We start from the raw sequence: 18,267 nt of genomic DNA on the forward strand, positions 1-18,267 counted from the left end.
GCTGTCTCGCAACAACAAATCAACCAGATACGCCGCCAACCTTCAAACCGCCCAAACACCAGATTCAGTCATAGCTCCTGTTTGCAGTTTTGTTTCCATACTCAGCATCAGCAGCTCCGCCAATGCGCCTTCTAGATGGATGGCCAATTTGGCACCCGGCTCCGGGGCTTTCAGGGTGATCCGGTCGATCAATCCGCGCAATGTTTCTTTTGCTTCCAGCAAACCGTCCGGCTGCTGGAGCAGGCCGATCAGCGCGGTAATTTTTTCACGATAGGTTTCGGCCATTTTGGGATGGATGCGGATCGGCGATGAGGCAGGGGCGTGGCTAGCTGGTCCAAAACGGGATGGTGACAAGAAACAGCCACATCGCCTTGCTGCGTTTGACCCGAAAGGCGATGAAATAGGCGATGGGATAGGCGGTTAAAACGGTGAGGAGGGTAACCAGCGCGGCAATCTTGACAGAACGTCCGATAAGAATGCGGTAGAGCGGTTCGGATAGGATCTCGGTGTAGTTTTTCCAACTAAATGTGTGTCGGATATCAACAAAATCCTGAATCCAGAAGCTATAGGTGATGGTCAGCGCCACGGGGACGGCAATCAAGAGAGCGACATAGAGCGTCGCGGGCAAGGCTAGAATAAGCCCGGATTTCTGCTGTTTATCCATAACTTCGCCCAGCTGTCATACCGCCCCCTTCAAGATCATTTCCCATGCCCCATCGCCATTACGCTGCCCACAATCCCTGAACCGCCAGATCGTCGGTCGCCTTGCGGATGCTTTTGTCCAAGATATCAAACATCTGGTTGATCTGATCCGAGCTGATGACCAGCGGCGGCGAGAAGACGCACATGTTGATGATCGGCCGCACGATCAGGCCCATTTCCTGACAACGCTGGTCGATTTGCGCGCCCACAACCTTGTCGAGTTCAAGCGTATCTATGCTGGAACGGTCGGCGTTGCATTCCACACACCCGACAAGGCCCATGCCGCGGGTATCGCCAACGATTGGCAACTCGCCCAACGCATGCAGCCGTTCCTGAAACAGCGGCGAAATCTGGCGGACATGTTCCAGTACGCCGTCACGCTCCATAATCTCAATCGTTTTCAAGCCCGCGATCGCGCTGACGGGGTGGCCCGAATAGGTATACCCGTTTGAGAAGGTCGCCCCTTGGGATTTGTCGCCGGTGATATCGTCAAACAGCCGGTCAGAGATAATGCAGGCGCCCATTGGCACATAGCCCGAGGTCATGCCCTTGGCGCAGGTGATGATATCGGGAACGATGTCAAACACCGCTTCGGATGCAAACATGTGGCCGAGCCGCCCGAAACCGGTAACGACTTCGTCCGAGATATAAAGCACATCATGCTTGCGGCAGACCTCAAGACAGCGTTTGTGATAGCCTTTGGGCGGCACGATTACACCGCCCGATGCCAAGATCGGCTCCGCGATAAAGGCGGCCACTTTATCGGCGCCAATGGTCAGGATCGCGTTTTCCAGATCGGCGATTTTCTCATTGAGGAAAGCCTCAATGCTCGTCCCTTTGGCGCGCAGATAAGGGTTCACGTTGGGAAGGAAATGCGCCAGCCCCGGCATCTGGTCCAGCCAGCCTTTGTCTCGCTCTTTGCCGCTGACACTCGCCGCCAAAAAGGTTGACCCGTGATAAGCTTTTTGCCGTGAGATCACGACTTTCTTTTCTGGCCGACCCATCACATTATTGCGGAAGTGAATAAAACGCAGCGCTGTATCCACAGCGGTCGAGCCGCCGGTGGTGAAAAACACCTTGTTCAAATCGCCGGGCGTCCGCTTGGCAATTTCATGGGCCAGTTTTACGCTGACCGAGTTCGTGTTGTTGAACGGCGAAAAATACGCCATCTCGCGCGCCTGATTTGCCATCGCATCGGCCATTTCAGAGTTGCCATATGTTAATTGTCACTGAGAACTGACCCGGCGACAAGACCAGGTCCAACCTGAGACCAAAACGAATTTGTCTGCCCCCAAAACCGCGACATTGGGCGCCCCTACGGTTTAGCCGCAACACCCATCCAACACACGACCCATGATGGCAGCGGCGTCTGCCCAGCTTGGCAGTTTGTTCCCGCCAACGGCCGAGGCGGAAGCCATCGCGCGGCGTGTTTTGGCATCGGTTAGGATTTGGCGCAGCGCGTGGGCAAAGGCATCGGGCGCGTCGACAGGCACGAGCAGGCCTGCATCTTTGGCAATCGTGTCGGGCACTGCCCCTGTTTGGCAGCTTACAATGGGCAGGCCGTGCAGCATGGCCTCGCCAAACACCATTCCATAGCCTTCATAGCGTGTTGCCAAGGCAAAAAGGCTGGCGCTACGGTAGCGTTGGTCGAGTTCGGGCCGCGCTAAAACCCCCGCCAATCGTACACGGTTTTGCAACCCCAAGGCCGAGATTTGCGTGGCCAATGCTACGGCCACATCGGGGTCATGCGGCCCGCCTACAATCTCGGCCTGCCAGTCCAAGTCGGTGATTTGCGCCAGTGCATCGATCAGCGTGTCATGGCCTTTGCGGGCGGCCAGCAAGCCGACGGACAATATCAGCGGCGGGGTTGATGGGGCGGCTTTTGTGGCGTCGGGCCGCGCAAAGCCCGGCAAGGCAATCGTAATCCGTTCGGGCGCCACACCAAACTCGGACTGCAAAATCGCCGCCGTGTGCGGGCTGGGCACAACCACATGCGCCGCGCGGGTCAGGTTTTCTGCTTCACGCGCTAGCAAAAACTGTGCAGTTTCAGGTTTGATTCCGGTTTCTAGCCCCAGCGGGTGATGCAGCATGGCCACGACCGGCGCTTGCATCGCATCCAGAACCGCCGGATCAATCGAGCCAAAAACCAGCCCATCCAAGATAACAGGAACATCGGCAGGCACAGCCGTTAGTATCGCATGTGTCGCTGCAGTTTCTTCTTGGGTTGGATTTGGAAACCCAGCGGGCAGCTGCAAATGATCCACCACGCGGCCAGCGTCGCGCAAGGTAAGCAGCAGGCTGCGCTCATAGATAAACCCACCCGTTAGCTGTTCATAGTCGCCGGGAATGGCAAAGGCGGCAGGTCTCATCTTAGGCTCCTATTGGATCAGCGGGTCAATTGTTCTGCGCCATAAATGCGCAAAACCGCGCGCTCTATCCGCGCAACGGCAAGATAGCCGACGACCGCGACAACAACCAGTACCACGACCGCGCTCCACAGCATTGCGTAGGCGGATGTTGATGCAGTTAGCGCCATTAGCCCACCAATGCCGCGCCCCGTTGCCAACCATTCTGCGGTCGTCGCGGCCAATACGGCGGCAGGCACAGCCATGCGGGCTGCGGCAAAGAATGCAGGCAGCATAGCAGGGGCTTGCGCGCTGAACAGGCGGCGCAGTGGGCTTGCGGCATAGCTGTTAAACAGATCCAGCACTTGGCTTGGCGCGCGGCTTAGCCCTTGCAAACAGGCGATCAGGGTGGGGAAAAAGATCATCAGCGCGACGATGGTAATGGTCGCTGACGGGCCGCGCCCAAGGGCAACAACGATCAAGGGTGCTGTGATGATGATCGGTATGGCCCGCAATGCGACGGCGACAGGCATCAAAACGCGGGCCAGAGCAGGCAGCAAGGCGATCAGCATTGCCAAGCCCATCCCCAGCCCAAGCCCCAGAAAATACCCCGGCACCGTTAGCGAAAGCGTCTCGCGCAGCGCGGCCAGCAGGGTTGCGCGATGCGCCGCTGCTTGGGCATCTGTTGCCAAAAAGGCCCAAACATCCTCGGGTCGTTTCGCGAAAAAGCGGCTTAGGCCAAAGGCTTCCATCGACAGCCACCACAGCGTCAAAATGGTTAGAACGACCACCACGGACCAAGCTATAGCCATGAGCCGCCCGCGTGGTGCCGTATGCTGCGGCGCAAGGATCAGCGGCGGCGGACCAGAGGATATTTGCCGCCCCAACCCGCCGATCACAGTATAGGCGAGCATTGAGGCCGCCGCCGCGACCACTGCAATCGCCCATGTGCCTGCCAGATCAAGGCCGCGCATGGCGCGGATCGTTAGCACGCCCAAGCCGCGCTCAGCACCCGTAAACTCGCCAACCATTGCGCCCAAGAATGCGGCAGGGGCGGCGATTTGTAGTCCGGCGATCAAATAGGGCAGGGCGGCCATGGCCCGCACCTCGACCAAGGCGGCCAGGCGCCCGCGCCCATAGCTGCTGATCAAATCGAACCAGCTTGGCGGTGCCGCCCGCAGGCCCACCATAAGTGGCAGATAGGTGGTGTAGTAAACGGCGAGTGCAGCAAGCGTGATTTGCGGCCCCAAACCCGGCCCCCAGAGCACCCGCAAAATAGGGCCCGTTGCGACGAGGGGAAGGCAGAATATGACAAGTGCCAGCGCTGACATCATTCGCTCGGTGCGGGGGGCAAGTGTAGCTATAATGGCCAGCAGGACCGCCACGAGATTGCCCAACACAAAGCCCGCCGCCGCTGCCATTGCCGTGACTTGTAATGCGCGTGCAATAAGGCCTGCATTGGCCCAAATATAGGCGGCAATTTCAAACGGGCCAGCCAAAAGATAGCTGCCGTTCAGCTGCATTGCTGCGCCCTGCCACAGGAGTATCGCGGTGATTGCCAGCAACACCGTCTGTGCTTGCCTTGGTAGGGCCATGCCAAAACTGCCCTTCATTGCGCCGACAGGGCCCAATCTGCCAAATCTTCAGACGCGCTCTCGGCCAAGGCCCGCCCGACTTGTGCAATCAGACCTTTGGTCTGCGCATCCATTAGGCGCGGGCGGGGCAGGTCGATTGCAATATCGGCCACCACACGCGCGGGGCGTGGCGATAAAACGATGACGCGGTCTGATAGCATGACTGCCTCGGCCACCGAATGGGTCACCAACAGGGTTGTCATGCCACGGCCTTGCCACAGCGCGGGCAGCTCTCGGTTCAGGCGCGCGCGCGTCAATTCATCAACGGCGCCAAATGGTTCGTCCAGCAGTAACAACCTCGGGTCTGTGGCAAGGCAGCGCGCAATCGCCGCGCGTTGCCGCATCCCACCCGACAGATCGGCGGGGCGGCGGTCTTCAAACCCCGCCAACCCGACCAAGTGGATCAGGCCATCAATACCGTCGGGGTCGGGCGTCAAATGCGCCAGCTTGCGGGCGAGCGCGATGTTGCCCCGCACGCTGCGCCACGGCAGCAAAGCTGCATCTTGAAAAGCAAAGGCCAAACCGGCGCTTTGACGCATTTGCAACGGGGTCGCGCCGCCGATCAACACCTCGCCCGTGCTGGGCTTGTCCAAACCTGCGATCAGCCGCAAAAGCGTTGACTTGCCGCAGCCCGACGGGCCGACCAAAGCCGTCGTCTTGCCTGCGGCAAAGGTCAGGTCGGTTGGCGCTACAGCCTCAATCTTGCCCGCGCCGGTACCGAAATGGCGCGCGAGGTTGGTGCAGCGGATGTCGGGGGCGCCGTTGGGGCCCCCGACAAGGGCGTCTTCAGCCTGCATGAATTTCCTCTAGCAACGACCTGTCCCACAGATCGGCACTGACCTTGCGGCCCAACAGGCCCAGCGTCTCTATATTGGCGGCGATGCTGTCATCGGTGAACCAGCCAAACCCATGGTCGCGCGTGACTTCCGAAAACATCAATGGCACCTGCTTTTCGGCCTGAAGAACTTGGGTTTTCAAATCAAGCCCTGCATCTGGGAACATGTCAATTGTCAGCGCGGCGGCGGCAGTAGGGTCGGCCTGATAATCGTTCCAACCGCGTATCTCACCACGCAGCAGGGCCAAGACTTCACTGCGCCGATTGGCAAGGCTGTCTGTCGTGGCGATATAGGTTTGCGACTGCACCGCATAGCCGTGATCGGCCATGAGCATTGTCACAGGCTCTACCCCGCGCATGATCATGGCAACGGGCAAATCTGTTTCCCAGCAGAGCAGACAATCGACCTGACCGGCAAGCAACGGGGCCGCGTCATATTGGGTTGGCACAATGGTAATCGCGTCGAAATTGACACCGTTCAACGTACACAGCGCCTGCAAAACAGGGGTGTTCGACAGCGACATCCCGATCGACATGCCCTCAAGATCCTTGGGGCTGCGCACTGGTTTTTCCGGCAGCGAGGCAATGACAAACGGGTTTTTCTGCATGGCGGCCCCGATAATACGGAAAGGCGCGCCTTGTTCTACCGCAGCGGCGGTATAATCTGCCGCCGAAACGCCGATAAGGGCGGTGCCGGCCACGACAGGCGGCTCAACCGGTGCGTTCGGGCCGCCGGGGTTCAGGGTCACATCCAACCCAAGATCACGCCAATAGCCGCGCGATTGCGCAATATAGCTGCCAGCAAATTGTACCGAATGCAGCCAAGACAGCTGCAATGCCGCCGCCGTATTTGCCTTGGCTGCCCGCGCGCTAAAGGGCAAGGGTAGCAAGCCCGCTGCGCCAACTGCCAAGGTGCTGCACATGAAGCCGCGTCGCGAAATCGTGTTAACTCTCATTTTATGTCTCCGCTGTTCACATCTGATATATGGCGGTTTTCGGGCGAGGCAACACTGGTTGAGGGTGCATTGGCCGCTGTCCGCCCCGCAATCCAAGCAAGCCCCGGAAGTGCCGAAGCCAAAAGCACGGCACCAAAGGCGGCGCTGGCCGCAACGCCTGCCTCGGGTGCGGCCCCAGCCAGCGGGAACAGTGCGGCAGCCGCCCCTTCGCGCCAGCCCCATCCCGCGATGCTGAAGGGGACCAACATCGCCGTTAAAATCAGCGGAATCAAGGTTAGAACCGCCGTTAGTGGCAAGGATACACCGATAGCATGGGCGCAAAAGGCAAAACCCGCAAGGTTACATGCAACAATCGCCAGCCCAAGCGCGGTTTGTGCGCCCCGCACGTGTGGCCCGAATAGCGCCTGCCACAGCGGTTTTTGAATGGCCCGCAGCCGCGGCACGCCCTTCAGCGCGATCAACAGGGCCGCACCCACAGCTACTAACCCCAGCGCCCAAAGCCCGCGCCCTGCCCAAACCAAAGCAGGCAACAGCACCGCTGCCATGGCCAGCTGCCCGGCAAACCGCTCAATCACCACCGCTTGCCCTGACCGTAGCATATCGGCCGAGTGGCGCGCCCGCACGGCCCGCGCGGCATCACCCAAAACGCCCCCCGGCACGGTTTGATTGATAAGTTGCGAAAGGTAATATTCGCCGACCGCCTGTGCCATGCCAATCCGTTGCCCCAAGGCCCCCGCCGTCACGCACCATCGCCACGCTGACAGAACGGTTTGCATATTCACCGCAATGGCCGCCGCCAGCAGCCAGCGCCAATCCGCGTCTTGCAGGCGCGCGACAGCCGCCGGCCCGTCGGCAATGTTCCAAACAAAAATGAGCAGCGCCACCGCCATGCCAAGGCGTAAAACGCCCTTCGTCATTTGGCTGGCCCTGTGCTAGACAGGGTGCGCACAAAATTATCCCGAAAATCCTGCATTGGCCAAACCGGTGTACCTGCGCCCGGAATAAGGCCGTCTGCCCAACCCCAATCGTCAAACAGGGCGATCACATCGGGCGGGCCTATCATATGGATTGGCACGTCCTTGCTGTCATTTTGCGCCACAAACGGCGCGGCTTGATGGTCGCCGAGGATAATCATCAATGGGGCTTGCTCGGGCGGGCGGGCGGCATAGGACGTGATGGCTTGCAGTGAATAGTCAAGCGCTTGGCGGTATTGATCGCGCACGCGGTCTTTATCACGCCACACAACGTTTGGCGGGTCGCCCGATGTCGCCCATGTATCAAAAATAGTGCCATCGCCAACGGCGGCCCAATCTACCATTTCGGGCACAGGCACCCAAGGCGCATGCGATGACAACAGCACAATCTGCGCAAATAGTGGCCCCGCTTGCGGCCCGCGTGGGATAAGGCGGTCAAACGCGGTCAGAGTGTATTGGTCCGGCATGGTGACAAAATTGAACGGCTGGCCCTTATAGTTCAAATCAGCCTCGGCAAAGATGGTCTGAAACCCCTGCATCGGCCCCTCGGGCCATGCCATCGTGATGCCTGGCATTATCGCCGCCGTACGCCGACCTGATGCCGCAGCAAGATCATACAGCGTCAACCGATCGCTTGCCAACATAGCGCGATATTTTGTCTGGTTGGAAATCGTCAGGCCCGATTCCAGCGTGCTATGGGCCAGCCAGCTTTGGCCCCCTTCGACGGGTGAGGTGAGCCACCCCGAGCGCATGGCCAAGCCCGCCGCCGCAATCGCAGGCTCGGCCTTGCGCAGGGTTGCGGTGTGGGTCGGCGCGTAAAGCGGGTTTTCAAAACTGGCACGGCCATAGCTTTCGATAAAGACGATCAGCACATCGCGGCCATTTAGGCGATCAAACAGCGCAGTTTGCCCTGCAAACGGGTCAATTGCCGCCGCTGTGCGAAAGCGTTTTATATCCTCGACCGTGGCAAAGTAGACAAGGATATGGTCCTTTGCCAGCTGCGTTGTGGCAGCGTGCACCGGCAGGCGTACAGGCATGTAATTGGCGGTTTGCACAGCAATGCCAATGACACACAGCGCTGCCGCCACGCCAGACAGCCGCGCTGGCAAACCGCGTGGCATAAGGCCGGTCCAACGCCCCGCAGCCCACCAGAGCGCCCACGCCAATACCACAAGCCCGCCCGCAGCCAATAGCAGTGCCACACCCATCAAAGGCAGGCCCAACGTCCGCAGGCCCAAATCAAACCCCGCGCCGACAAAAAACAGATCGACTGCCAGATTGAACAGCCGTGCAAAGGCGATATACGTGCCGATATCGGCCAATTTGAACAACACCATTGTCAATATCAGCGCCACGATCCCCCCGCGCAGCAGGCGGGCATGGGGCGACCTTTCCCGCACAGCCATGAGGGCAAGCAAGATCGCAGGCAGCTCAAACGCGATCCGCAGTGCGTTGGCAAACAGCAGATCCGACGGGCGGTTTGGCATGACAAGCGCAAGGTTAAGCACGACTGCAGCGCAGATCAGGGCGATCATGGGTTTGGGGGAATACAACCTCATATCAACCGCCTTTGCATCAAATAGACTGTATCAACGGCAAAGGACCAAGCCAAAGCCAGCGTTGCACCTAAGGCCAAAAGGGCCGCAAATGTACCCATGACGGGCGGCACGAGCAGCACAATCAAAACAGCGATTTGCACAACGCATACCAGCTTGCGGCTAAACCGTTCGGGCAGCGGTGCAGTCAGCCATGGAAGCACAAAGCTTGCGATAACAAAGAGATAGCGCATACTGCCAAGCAGCAAAACCCAAGAGCCAACCTTGCCCATATCTATCACCAACAGTGCCAAGATCAGGCCAAGGGCTGCATCGACCTCCATGTCAAACCGCGCGCCATAGTTTGATCCAAGCCCGCTTTGACGTGCCGCCCAACCATCCAGCCCGTCGAGCGCCAAGGCAAGTGCTGCGAAGCCCGTCACCGCCCAAGCCACGCCTGCATCCGGTGCCCCAGCAAGCAAAAGCGGGGCTGCAAGCGCCGAGGCAAGTGCTGCCCGCACCAACGTGACCGCATTGCACAGCCCTAGGCGCGGATGCGGATAGGTGCGAACCATCAACATGACGGCCACAGCCGCGACGATGGTAAACAATGCCACGCCACCGAAGCCGCGACCCGGCGCTAGGTACTCGGCAATTATTGCACAGGGCAGGGCCAACCCCACGGCAAGCGCAGCCATGCGAACGCCAGCACCCAAAGGTGATTTGGCCTGCAAGACGGACTTCAGGCGTGATGGAATACGATGCGATGAGGCTGGGTTGTGCATAAATCCTCATTTAGGACGCGGCGCGCGTTGTCAAGCAGGGCAAATGCGCTATTTTGTCCATATGCCGTCCGCCCTAATCGGAGCCACACAATGACGCCAGATGCGCCACCACCAACTGCAACCTATCGCACAACCGCCAAAGTGTTGCATTGGCTTGTCGCTGGGCTGGTGGTTTTGATGATCCCGATAGGGCAGGTGATGGTGATGGAGGGCTTGCCGCGGCTTGTTCAAAACACGTTGTTTTTGCTGCATAAAAATGGTGGGTTGATCGTGGGGCTGCTGATGCTGTTGCGTTTGACGTTTCGTCTGCGCTATCCACCGCCGCCACTGCCCGTGACGATGCGGCCGTTTCAGGCACGGTTGGCATCGCTTACCCATGCGCTTCTCTATGGGCTCGTTTTCACCATGGCGGTGTCTGGCTATCTGCGGGTTGTTGCGGGCGGTTATCCGATCGAGGGGCTGGATATCCTTAGCCTGCCGCAACTGATTGGCCGCAGCCCTGTGATTGAGAAAGCTGCCCAAGCGGTTCATTACTATGCGCATTTCGCAGTGATCATTTTGGTGGCGGCTCATATCGGGGCGGCGCTGTATCATGCGCTATGGTTGCGTGATGGCGTAATGGCGCGGATGTGGCCTATTGGCCGCCGCTAAGGCGCTCTCAACCCGCGGGCAGTTTGGGCCATGACCTCACCCAGATGCGATAGCCCCAAGTTTGTTTTTGCGTGTCTGTTTTCAAACTCTATTTGTCCGCTTATACTCGTGCCAAAGTAGAACAGGGCAGGGCCAAAAATGGCGCAGAGTGTAGGTAAAGTTGATCGTTTCAACATTGTGGCGGTGGGGCAAAGTGGCAGGCTGTCGTATGAGGCGGTGTTACTGGCGGCGAGTTTGCGCGCGACCAACCCAGATTTTGAAGGGCGGTTGCTGATTGCGGTGCCACAAAACGGCCCGCTTTGGACATCTGATCCTGCGATCTATGATATTGGTATTCTTGGCCTTTTGGAACAGTTTGGCGCCGAAGTGGTGCCGTTTCAATCTACCCAGTTCGGGTCTGCTTATCCTTATGGGAATAAAATAGAATGTCTGGCGGCCTTGCCGGATGAGCCGTTTTTGTTTGTGGATACGGACACTATTTTCACAGCACCTTTGTCGCAGGTCGGGTTTGATTTTACGCGCCCTTCGGCATCAATGAAGCGTGAAGGGACGTGGCCTGTGTTAGAGCTGTATGGCCCCGGCTATACACAGATTTGGAAATCGCTTTACGACCGCTTTGGGCTGGATTTTGTCAGCAGCCTTGATACCAGCCAGCCCGATGAGTTTTGGAAACGCTATCTCTATTTCAACGCGGGTTGGTTTTTCCATGAAAGCCCGCGGGCTTTTGGCGAACGGTTTAAGGAATACGCCACCACGATCCGCGATGATGCGCCGCCGGAATTGGTCTGCCAACCGCTGCACCCGTGGCTGGACCAAGTTGCGCTGCCTTTGGTCATCCATTCCTTTGGTGGGGGGCGGCCGGGGCCGGAATTGGACGGTTTGGATGGCGATGTTACCTGCCATTGGCGCACGATGCCGCTGTTTTATGCCCGCGAAAGCGATGCGGCGGTGGAGGTGGTTGAAACTGTCTTGGCCCCCAATCCGGTGAAAAAGGTGGTGAAAGACTACCTACCGTTTAAAAAGATGGTTTTTCAGGGCAAAGGGCGTGAGGTGCGGGCAATGTTTGACCGCGATGATTTGCCACGCAAAGAACATATGATCCGCAACCGCATCAAGCGTGAGGGGCTTTGGGTGCGTTAGCCGCGTAAGTCTTCGGCGAATGCAAGAAACGCACTGACAAGCTTGCCGGCGCGTCGTTCGCGCAAGCAGATCAAGGTTTCCTCCATCATCATCTCGGAATCGCCCTCTAGCGGAATGCGGACCAGCCGTGGGTCTGTGCCAAATTCGGCGACCGAGACAAAGCCCACGCCCGCGCCCGAAGCGACGATTTCGCGCACAGCCTCGCGGCCCTCGGCGGTGATGGCGGGGGTATAGGTGAATCCTTGGGCGGCGGCGGCCTCTTCAAACTTTTTGCGGGTTTTAGAGCCTTGTTCGCGCATGACCAAGGGCAGGGTGCATAGATCCTTGAACCCCAGAGATTTGCGATTGGCAAGCGGGTGATGCACCGCGACAAAGGCCGAAATCGGAGTGGCATTCAGCGGGATGGTCACAAAATCGCGGTCAGGCGGCAACTCTCCCAAAACGCCGATATCGGCGGTATAGCTGAACAGGCTGTCTATGACCGTTTCGGTGTTGCCCGCGCTGACGGTCACCGCGACGCTGGGGTATTTTTGCCGAAACGCGGCCAAAATTTTAAGCACATGCTGCGCACTATCGGCGGTGATATGCAGATGGCCAGCGCGTTCGGCGCGGCTTTCGGTTAGCAGGTCGCGGGCTTGGGCCTCATTGTCGAACATGCGCCGGGTAATTTCTAACAGCTTTTCACCGGCAGGTGTCAGGGTGACTTGCTTTTTATGGCGGTTAAACAGCAAGATATCATATTCATCTTCAAGCTTGCGGACTTGGTCGGAAATGGCGGGTTGGGTCAGGAACAACTCTTCGGCGGCGCGGGAAAAGCCGCCGCAAATCGCAACGTAGTGAAAGGCGCGAAGCTGGACATATCGCATAGTGTCTGCCTTTTATAGGGTAGGGCTATGTATCTATTGAAACTAACGATTTGTTTTATGTACGGCAACAGCGCTTTATAGCCTGCCGCGCCGCGTAAAACGCCACGCCGGAATAAAGGGTTTCTTATGCTGCCAGTTGCGTTTTTGATCCATCTTGCCGGTGCTGTGATGCTGCTGCTTTGGGCTGTGCGGATGGTGCGGACGGGCGTTGAGCGGGCGCATGGGACGCGTCTGAAATCGGCGTTGCGCGGCGCGCGGGGCGGCACAGTGCAGATGGCCCTTGCGGGCATGGTTCTGGCAGTGGTTTTGCAAAGCTCGACCGCCGTTGGGATATTAGCGGCGGGGTTTGTCACCAGCGGTATTTTGACGGTGGGCACAGGCATTGCGGCCTTGCTGGGGGCCGATCTGGGCTCGGCCTTGGTCGTGAAAATCCTGTCGTTTGATCTGTCGGGCTTGGTGCCGCTGCTTTTGCTGGTCGGCGCCACGATGTTTCTGAAGTTTGAAGGGCGGGGGGTAAAGCAAAGCGGCCGTATTATACTGGGTATCGCGTTTATCCTTATGTCTTTGCAGATGGTTGGGCAGGCGACCGAGCCGCTGCGCGACAGTGCCTTGCTGCCCGGTTTGATCGGGTATTTGCGCGGCGATCCGTTGACGGCGTTTTTGGTGGCGGCTGTGATCGCGTGGGTGGTGCATTCGTCGGTGGCGACGGTGCTGCTGTTTGTGACCTTTGCCAGCGGGGGGATGCTGCCGCTAGAAGTGGCCTTGCCTATGGTTTTGGGCGCAAATCTTGGCGGCGGCATTATCGCGGTGTGGTTGACCCGCGGGATGGAGATTGAGGCGCGGCGCATTCCCATCGGCAATCTGATCTTTCGCGGCGTGGCGGCGCTGCTGATGTTGATGCTGTTGCAGGTTGTCGAGGCCCCCGTGCAGCATTTGGGCGCAACTGCGTCGGTACAGTTGGTCAATTTTCACCTTGTCTTCAACCTTGTGCTGGTTGTCTTGGCCTTGCCGTTTGTGCGCCCGATGGAACGGTTGGCCGCGCTGATTTTGCCGATCCCTGTGGTTGAGGCGCGTGGCGAAGACATTGAGCCGATTGCCAGCATGTTGGACCGTGCGTCGGTTAAAAACCCCACCGTTGCCTTGGCCAGCGCCAAGCGCGAGCTGCTGCGCATGGGCGAAACCGTCGCCGCCATGTACCAACCGGTGATGGAGTTGTTGGATGGCGGCAATCTGGCGAAAATCGCGCGGGTGCGGGCGATGGATGATCAGATCAACCGAAAACACAGTGAAATCAAATTGTTCATCGCTGAAGTGAACCGAGGCGAGTTGACCGAACGTGAGGCCAAGCTGGGTACTGACCTTACCGATTTTTCGATCAATTTGGATTATATAGCCGATATCATTTCCAAAAGCCTGTTGACCTTGGCCGAGACCCGCGCCAGTAAATCCCTACGCTTTTCGCCCGAGGGGTGGATTGAGATGTGTGATCTGCATGGGCGGGTTGCCGCGAACATGCAGCTTGCGTTGAATGTGTTGATATCGGGGGATGTCGAAAGCGCGCGGCAGTTGGTGAAAGAAAAAGAAGCGATGCGCAAGATGGAGCGCGCAAGCCATGATCGCCACTTGGAGCGCCTGCGCAACGCCCATAGCGCCAGTATCGACACATCTGATATTCATCTGGAAACGGTGCGGGCGTTTAAAGAGATCAACTCATTGCTGGTGACCGTTGCCTATCCGATTTTGACCGAAAGCGGGCATCTGCTGGAAAGCCGTTTGGCATAGGGCTGGTGTAAAAAACGATAGGTGGATACAAATTAACGATTTTACAGATGTCATTAACTGCCGCTAAAACCAACGCATATGGTCCTTTCAAGGGTAAGGTTGCCGCATATGTCCTCGCAATTAAATGATACATTCCCCGATCCGGCCAAGGGTGAGCCGTTTTTGCTGACCCCCGGTCCTCTGACCACGGCGCTGTCGGTTAAGGAAGCGATGCTACGGGATTGGGGGTCGTGGGATAGTGATTTTCGCGCCATGACCAAGTCGGTGTGTGATCAGTTGTTGGGTCTTGCGGGCGATGTGGGCGATTTTGTGTGCGTGCCGATGCAAGGCTCCGGCAGCTATTGTGTTGAGGCGATGCTGGGTACGTTTGTGCCACGCGATGGCAAGGTTTTGGTGTTGGCCAATGGTGCCTACGGGCTGCGGGCGGCGGAAATCATGCGCTATTTGGGCCGTGCCTATACGCTGATTGATAAGGGCGATTATATGCCCCCGCGCGGGGCCGAGGTGACTGCTGCGCTGCAGGCCGACCCGGCAATTACGCATGTTATCGCAATCCATTGCGAAACCTCGTCCGGCATTTTGAACCCCGTGGAGGAAATTTCAAAGGCGACCTATGCGAATGGGGCCAAGCTGTTGATTGACAGTATGAGCGCGTTTGGGGCGATTGATTTGGACGTTGGCCGCATTCGCTATGAGGCGATGGTGAGTTCGGCGAATAAATGTATCGAAGGCGTGCCCGGTTTCGGCTTTGTCATCGCGCGCCGCGCCGAGCTAGAGGCCTGCATCGGCCGCGCGCATTCGCTGGTTTTAGATGTCTATGCGCAATGGGCCAATATGGAAAAATCGGGCCAGTGGCGCTATACCCCGCCCACCCATGCTGTGGTCGCTTTCCTTGAGGCGCTGCGCCTGCATGCCGAAGAGGGCGGCGTTGCGGGGCGGGGGGCGCGTTATACCAAAAACCGCGATGTGATGGTGGCGGGGATGCGCGGCCTTGGGTTTGAGACGTTGCTGAAAGATCGCTGGCTTTCGCCCATCATCGTGACCTTCTTTTGCCCAGCCGACCCGCGTTTCGTGTTCAGCGAATTTTACGAACGGATGAAGGCAAAAGGGTTTATTATCTACCCTGGTAAGCTGACGGTGGTGGATAGTTTCCGCATCGGCTGTATTGGCCGGATGGACAGCGCCGTGATGACGCGGGTCGTGCAAGCCGCAGCAGATTGTTTGGCCGAGATGGGGCTGGCAAGCGCCGCCCCGCCAGCCGAGGCTTTGATAGAACGCGCCAAACTGGCGGGCTAAGATGTTGATAAAGGACGTAATATGACAAAATCCGTAACGGCTAATGACCGCATTTATCCTTGGCCAAAAGTCACCGCAATTGCGATTTGCCTTGATGGCTGCGAGCCGGAGTATCTGACCCAAGCGATTGCTAAAGGCTTGATGCCTACGTTGGCGCGGATCAAAGCGGAAGGGACTGACCGGTTGGCGCATTCGGTGATCCCGTCCTTTACCAACCCCAATAACCTGTCAATTGCCACGGGCCGCCCGCCTTCTGTGCATGGCATCTGCGGCAATTACCTCTATGAGCCGGAAACCGGTGAAGAGGTGATGATGAATGACGTGCGGTTCTTGCGCGCGCCAACCCTGTTTTCCAAGTTTTATGAGGCAGGCGCACGGGTGGCGATTGTCACCGCCAAGGATAAGCTGCGTGCGTTGCTAGGCGCAGGGTTGCGGTTTGACGAGGATCGCGCCAAGTGCTTTTCTGCGGAACGCTCGGCCAGTTCAACGCTTGCCGAGCATGGCCAAGATAACGCCGCCGACTGGTTAGGCTTTGGTCAGCCCGACGTCTATTCAGCCGAGCTTTCGGAATTTGTCTTTGCTGCGGGTGTAAAGCTGTTGGCGGAGTGGAAACCCGATGTGATGTACCTGACCACCACCGATTATGTGCAGCACAAATATGCACCACACCAGCCGCAAGCGCAGGCGTTTTACGCGATGTTTGACAAATATTTGGCACAGCTTGACGCGATGGGTGCGGCGATTGTGGTGACCGCTGATCATGGCATGAAGCCTAAGCATGATGCCAATGGCGACCCGCAAGTGATCTATGTGCAAGACCTGCTGGATGAGTGGCTGGGTAAGGCGGCCGCAAGGGTAATTTTGCCGATTACCGACCCTTATGTCGTGCATCACGGTGCGCTGGGCGGCTTTGGCACGGCCTATTTGCCCAAAGGGGCGGACCGCGCCAATATTATTGCACGGCTGGCGGCGCGGCCCGAGTTGCTGGAGGTGATCACCCGCGAGGACGCCGTGGCGCGCTATGATCTGCCTGCCGACCGGATTGGCGATATTGTGATGATCTCAACCGAGAATATGACCATTGGCACGTCCGAGCATCGCCACGATCTGGCCGCGCTGAATGAACCCCTGCGCAGCCATGGCGGGTTGACCGAACAAGAGGTGCCCTTCATCGTGAACCGCGTGATGGACCTGCCCAATGGCGCGGGTTTGCGCAATTTTGATGCCTTCTTTGTTGCCACCACCGCCGCCGCTTTGTGAAAGGCCCTGATATGTTTGACCCCCGCACCCGCAAGATTGAGATCAAGCATGAGGCCATGCGCATTGGTGGCGAAAAGGTGTTTACTGATGCGGTGATCGAGGTGCGCTATCCTTTTACGGATGAGGTGATTGGCACCGTGCCTGCGGGTGGCGCCGAACATGCGGCGCGCGCGTTTGATATTGCTGCGGCGTATAAGCCGAAACTTAGCCGGTATGAGCGTCAGCAGATTTTGTTCCGTGCGGGGGCATTGATTAAAGAGCGGCGAGAGGAGCTTGCCTATTGGCTGGTGCTGGAGCTGGGCATCTGCTGGCAGCATGCGCTGTATGAGACGGGGCGCGCATACGATGTGTTCACCTTGGCGGGGCAGATGGCGATTTTGGATGACGGGCAGATCTTTTCCTGCGATCTGACCCCGCAAGGCAAAGAGCGCAAGATTTTCACCTTGCGCGAACCGGTGCGGGCGATTTCCGCGATCACGCCGTTTAACCACCCGCTGAATATGGTGGCGCATAAAATCGCGCCGTCGATTGCCACCAATAACTGCATGGTCTGCAAGCCGACCGAGCTGACGCCGCTGACCGCGATTGCGCTGGCCGATATTTTATATGAGGCGGGGCTGCCGGTTGAAATGTTCCAAGTGGTCACAGGCTGGCCAGCCGATATTGGCGATGAGATGATCACCAATCCCAATATCGACATCATTACCTTTACCGGTGGGGTGCCGGTGGGCAAGCTGATAGCAAGCAAGGCCGGCTATAAACGCATGGCGCTGGAACTGGGCGGTAACGACCCGCTGATCATATGCAATGACCTGTCGGATGCCGATTTGGAAAAGGCAGCGACGATTGCGGTGGCGGGGGCCACTGGTAATTCGGGGCAGCGCTGTACGGCGGTAAAGCGTATATTGGTACAGGACAGCGTAGCCGACAGGTTTGTGCCGATGGTGCTGGCCCGCGCCAAGGCGCTGCGGTTTGGCGACCCGATGGACCCCGACACCCAGCTGGGCTGTGTGGTGCATTCTAAAGCCGCCGAGACCTTTGAATGGAGGGTGATGGAGGCCGAGGCGCAGGGTGCCAAAATCCTGTACCATCCTGGCCGCAAAGGGGCGTTGTTGCCGCCTATCGTGGTCGATCATGTGCCGCATGGCAGCGAGCTGGTGATGGAAGAAACCTTTGGCCCCATCGTGCCCATCGTGCGTGTGCCGGATGACGATGTGGCGGTAATGGCAATTTCGAACTCTACCCAATTCGGCCTGTCGTCTGGGGTGTGTACGAATGACCTGAACCGCGCGATTGCCTATGTGAACGGGCTGGATGTGGGCACGGTGAATATTTGGGAGCAGCCCGGCTATCGCATTGAAATGTCACCCTTTGGTGGGATCAAGGATAGCGGTAATGCGGTAAAAGAGGGCGTGTTGGAAGCGATGAAGTTCTTTACCAACGTCAAAACCTACTCGCTGCCGTGGCCACGTTAAGAGCCACGATTTTTCGTTGAAAAATCAGGAG

15 protein-coding genes and 2 pseudogenes are annotated in these 18,267 nt (G+C 58.1%); 6 read left to right on the plus strand and 11 right to left on the minus strand.

Going from position 1 to position 18,267, the window contains the following annotated elements; genetic code table 11:
- Nucleotides 1-42: 42 nt before the first annotated feature.
- The 10 genes and pseudogenes from ACEN2J_RS13195 to ACEN2J_RS13240 all read right to left on the minus strand — a co-directional run bounded on the left by ACEN2J_RS13195 (nucleotide 43) and on the right by ACEN2J_RS13240 (nucleotide 9,766).
- Nucleotides 43-285, minus strand: a complete 243-nt coding sequence (locus ACEN2J_RS13195; protein WP_442106503.1) for a hypothetical protein — start codon at nucleotides 283-285, stop codon at nucleotides 43-45.
- A gap of 40 nt (nucleotides 286-325) precedes the next feature.
- A complete protein-coding gene (locus tag ACEN2J_RS13200) occupies nucleotides 326-664 on the minus strand; it encodes an ABC transporter permease (protein ID WP_442106505.1) in 339 nt (112 codons plus the stop codon).
- Between the two features lie 58 nt (nucleotides 665-722).
- Nucleotides 723-1,907, minus strand: a pseudogene (locus tag ACEN2J_RS13205) (aminotransferase class III-fold pyridoxal phosphate-dependent enzyme); the annotation flags it as partial.
- Nucleotides 1,908-2,024: 117 nt separating this feature from the next.
- A complete protein-coding gene (locus ACEN2J_RS13210; RefSeq protein ID WP_442106507.1) occupies nucleotides 2,025-3,071 on the minus strand; it encodes a glycosyltransferase family 4 protein in 1,047 nt (348 codons plus the stop codon).
- Nucleotides 3,072-3,088: 17 nt separating this feature from the next.
- The gene (locus ACEN2J_RS13215; protein ID WP_442106508.1) at nucleotides 3,089-4,642 is read right to left on the minus strand and encodes an ABC transporter permease; all 1,554 of its coding nucleotides are present in this window, start codon (nucleotides 4,640-4,642) and stop codon (nucleotides 3,089-3,091) included.
- Nucleotides 4,643-4,656: 14 nt separating this feature from the next.
- A pseudogene (locus ACEN2J_RS13220) lies at nucleotides 4,657-5,343 on the minus strand (ABC transporter ATP-binding protein); the annotation flags it as partial.
- Between the two features lie 124 nt (nucleotides 5,344-5,467).
- Nucleotides 5,468-6,472, minus strand: coding sequence for an ABC transporter substrate-binding protein (locus tag ACEN2J_RS13225; protein ID WP_442106509.1), 1,005 nt, complete (start codon nucleotides 6,470-6,472; stop codon nucleotides 5,468-5,470).
- Nucleotides 6,469-7,389, minus strand: a complete 921-nt coding sequence (locus tag ACEN2J_RS13230) for a lysylphosphatidylglycerol synthase transmembrane domain-containing protein (protein ID WP_442106511.1) — start codon at nucleotides 7,387-7,389, stop codon at nucleotides 6,469-6,471. The genes ACEN2J_RS13225 and ACEN2J_RS13230 overlap by 4 nt, the downstream gene beginning before the upstream one ends.
- The gene (locus ACEN2J_RS13235) at nucleotides 7,386-9,005 is read right to left on the minus strand and encodes a sulfatase (protein WP_442106513.1); all 1,620 of its coding nucleotides are present in this window, start codon (nucleotides 9,003-9,005) and stop codon (nucleotides 7,386-7,388) included. Before ACEN2J_RS13235 ends, ACEN2J_RS13230 begins: the two co-directional genes overlap by 4 nt.
- Nucleotides 9,002-9,766, minus strand: a complete 765-nt coding sequence (locus tag ACEN2J_RS13240; RefSeq protein ID WP_442106515.1) for a CDP-alcohol phosphatidyltransferase family protein — start codon at nucleotides 9,764-9,766, stop codon at nucleotides 9,002-9,004. Before ACEN2J_RS13240 ends, ACEN2J_RS13235 begins: the two co-directional genes overlap by 4 nt.
- A gap of 90 nt (nucleotides 9,767-9,856) precedes the next feature.
- Between ACEN2J_RS13240 and ACEN2J_RS13245 the strand changes: the two genes are divergently transcribed.
- Nucleotides 9,857-10,417: a cytochrome b gene (locus ACEN2J_RS13245; protein WP_442106517.1), complete on the plus strand. Its 561-nt coding sequence runs from the start codon at nucleotides 9,857-9,859 to the stop codon at nucleotides 10,415-10,417.
- A 138-nt stretch (nucleotides 10,418-10,555) separates the two neighbouring features.
- On the plus strand, nucleotides 10,556-11,557 hold the full coding sequence (locus ACEN2J_RS13250) for a hypothetical protein (protein ID WP_442106519.1): 1,002 nt from the start codon (nucleotides 10,556-10,558) through the stop codon (nucleotides 11,555-11,557).
- On the opposite strand, the gene ACEN2J_RS13255 is transcribed toward ACEN2J_RS13250, so the two are convergent.
- Nucleotides 11,554-12,423 (minus strand): LysR substrate-binding domain-containing protein, encoded by an 870-nt coding sequence (locus tag ACEN2J_RS13255; protein WP_442106521.1) that lies wholly within the window; start codon nucleotides 12,421-12,423, stop codon nucleotides 11,554-11,556. The genes ACEN2J_RS13250 and ACEN2J_RS13255 overlap by 4 nt on opposite strands.
- 126 nt (nucleotides 12,424-12,549) lie before the next feature.
- Between ACEN2J_RS13255 and ACEN2J_RS13260 the strand changes: the two genes are divergently transcribed.
- The 4 genes from ACEN2J_RS13260 to phnY all read left to right on the plus strand — a co-directional run bounded on the left by ACEN2J_RS13260 (nucleotide 12,550) and on the right by phnY (nucleotide 18,236).
- Nucleotides 12,550-14,205 (plus strand): Na/Pi cotransporter family protein, encoded by a 1,656-nt coding sequence (locus ACEN2J_RS13260; protein WP_442106523.1) that lies wholly within the window; start codon nucleotides 12,550-12,552, stop codon nucleotides 14,203-14,205.
- Between the two features lie 108 nt (nucleotides 14,206-14,313).
- Complete coding sequence (locus tag ACEN2J_RS13265) at nucleotides 14,314-15,501, plus strand: 2-aminoethylphosphonate--pyruvate transaminase (protein ID WP_442106525.1); 1,188 nt, start codon at nucleotides 14,314-14,316, stop codon at nucleotides 15,499-15,501.
- 21 nt (nucleotides 15,502-15,522) lie between these two features.
- Nucleotides 15,523-16,761 (plus strand): phosphonoacetate hydrolase, encoded by a 1,239-nt coding sequence (gene phnA, locus ACEN2J_RS13270; RefSeq protein WP_442106527.1) that lies wholly within the window; start codon nucleotides 15,523-15,525, stop codon nucleotides 16,759-16,761.
- A gap of 11 nt (nucleotides 16,762-16,772) precedes the next feature.
- A complete protein-coding gene (phnY, locus tag ACEN2J_RS13275; protein WP_442106529.1) occupies nucleotides 16,773-18,236 on the plus strand; it encodes a phosphonoacetaldehyde dehydrogenase in 1,464 nt (487 codons plus the stop codon).
- Nucleotides 18,237-18,267: the final 31 nt, after the last annotated feature.

This window comes from Pseudorhodobacter sp. W20_MBD10_FR17 (genome assembly GCF_052119765.1).
GTDB lineage: Bacteria > Pseudomonadota > Alphaproteobacteria > Rhodobacterales > Rhodobacteraceae > Pseudorhodobacter.

Excerpts from the sequence above, each read along its gene's own strand:
- ACEN2J_RS13195 (WP_442106503.1), bottom strand. The coding sequence starts at position 285 with ATGGCCGAAACCTATCGTGAAAAAATTACCGCGCTGATCGGCCTGCTC.
- ACEN2J_RS13200 (WP_442106505.1), bottom strand. The coding sequence starts at position 664 with ATGGATAAACAGCAGAAATCCGGGCTTATTCTAGCCTTGCCCGCGACG.
- ACEN2J_RS13210 (WP_442106507.1), bottom strand. The coding sequence starts at position 3,071 with ATGAGACCTGCCGCCTTTGCCATTCCCGGCGACTATGAACAGCTAACG.
- ACEN2J_RS13215 (WP_442106508.1), bottom strand. The coding sequence starts at position 4,642 with ATGGCCCTACCAAGGCAAGCACAGACGGTGTTGCTGGCAATCACCGCG.
- ACEN2J_RS13225 (WP_442106509.1), bottom strand. The coding sequence starts at position 6,472 with ATGAGAGTTAACACGATTTCGCGACGCGGCTTCATGTGCAGCACCTTG.
- ACEN2J_RS13230 (WP_442106511.1), bottom strand. The coding sequence starts at position 7,389 with ATGACGAAGGGCGTTTTACGCCTTGGCATGGCGGTGGCGCTGCTCATT.
- ACEN2J_RS13235 (WP_442106513.1), bottom strand. The coding sequence starts at position 9,005 with ATGAGGTTGTATTCCCCCAAACCCATGATCGCCCTGATCTGCGCTGCA.
- ACEN2J_RS13240 (WP_442106515.1), bottom strand. The coding sequence starts at position 9,766 with ATGCACAACCCAGCCTCATCGCATCGTATTCCATCACGCCTGAAGTCC.
- ACEN2J_RS13245 (WP_442106517.1), top strand. The coding sequence starts at position 9,857 with ATGACGCCAGATGCGCCACCACCAACTGCAACCTATCGCACAACCGCC.
- ACEN2J_RS13250 (WP_442106519.1), top strand. The coding sequence starts at position 10,556 with ATGGCGCAGAGTGTAGGTAAAGTTGATCGTTTCAACATTGTGGCGGTG.
- ACEN2J_RS13255 (WP_442106521.1), bottom strand. The coding sequence starts at position 12,423 with ATGCGATATGTCCAGCTTCGCGCCTTTCACTACGTTGCGATTTGCGGC.
- ACEN2J_RS13260 (WP_442106523.1), top strand. The coding sequence starts at position 12,550 with ATGCTGCCAGTTGCGTTTTTGATCCATCTTGCCGGTGCTGTGATGCTG.
- ACEN2J_RS13265 (WP_442106525.1), top strand. The coding sequence starts at position 14,314 with ATGTCCTCGCAATTAAATGATACATTCCCCGATCCGGCCAAGGGTGAG.
- phnA (WP_442106527.1), top strand. The coding sequence starts at position 15,523 with ATGACAAAATCCGTAACGGCTAATGACCGCATTTATCCTTGGCCAAAA.
- phnY (WP_442106529.1), top strand. The coding sequence starts at position 16,773 with ATGTTTGACCCCCGCACCCGCAAGATTGAGATCAAGCATGAGGCCATG.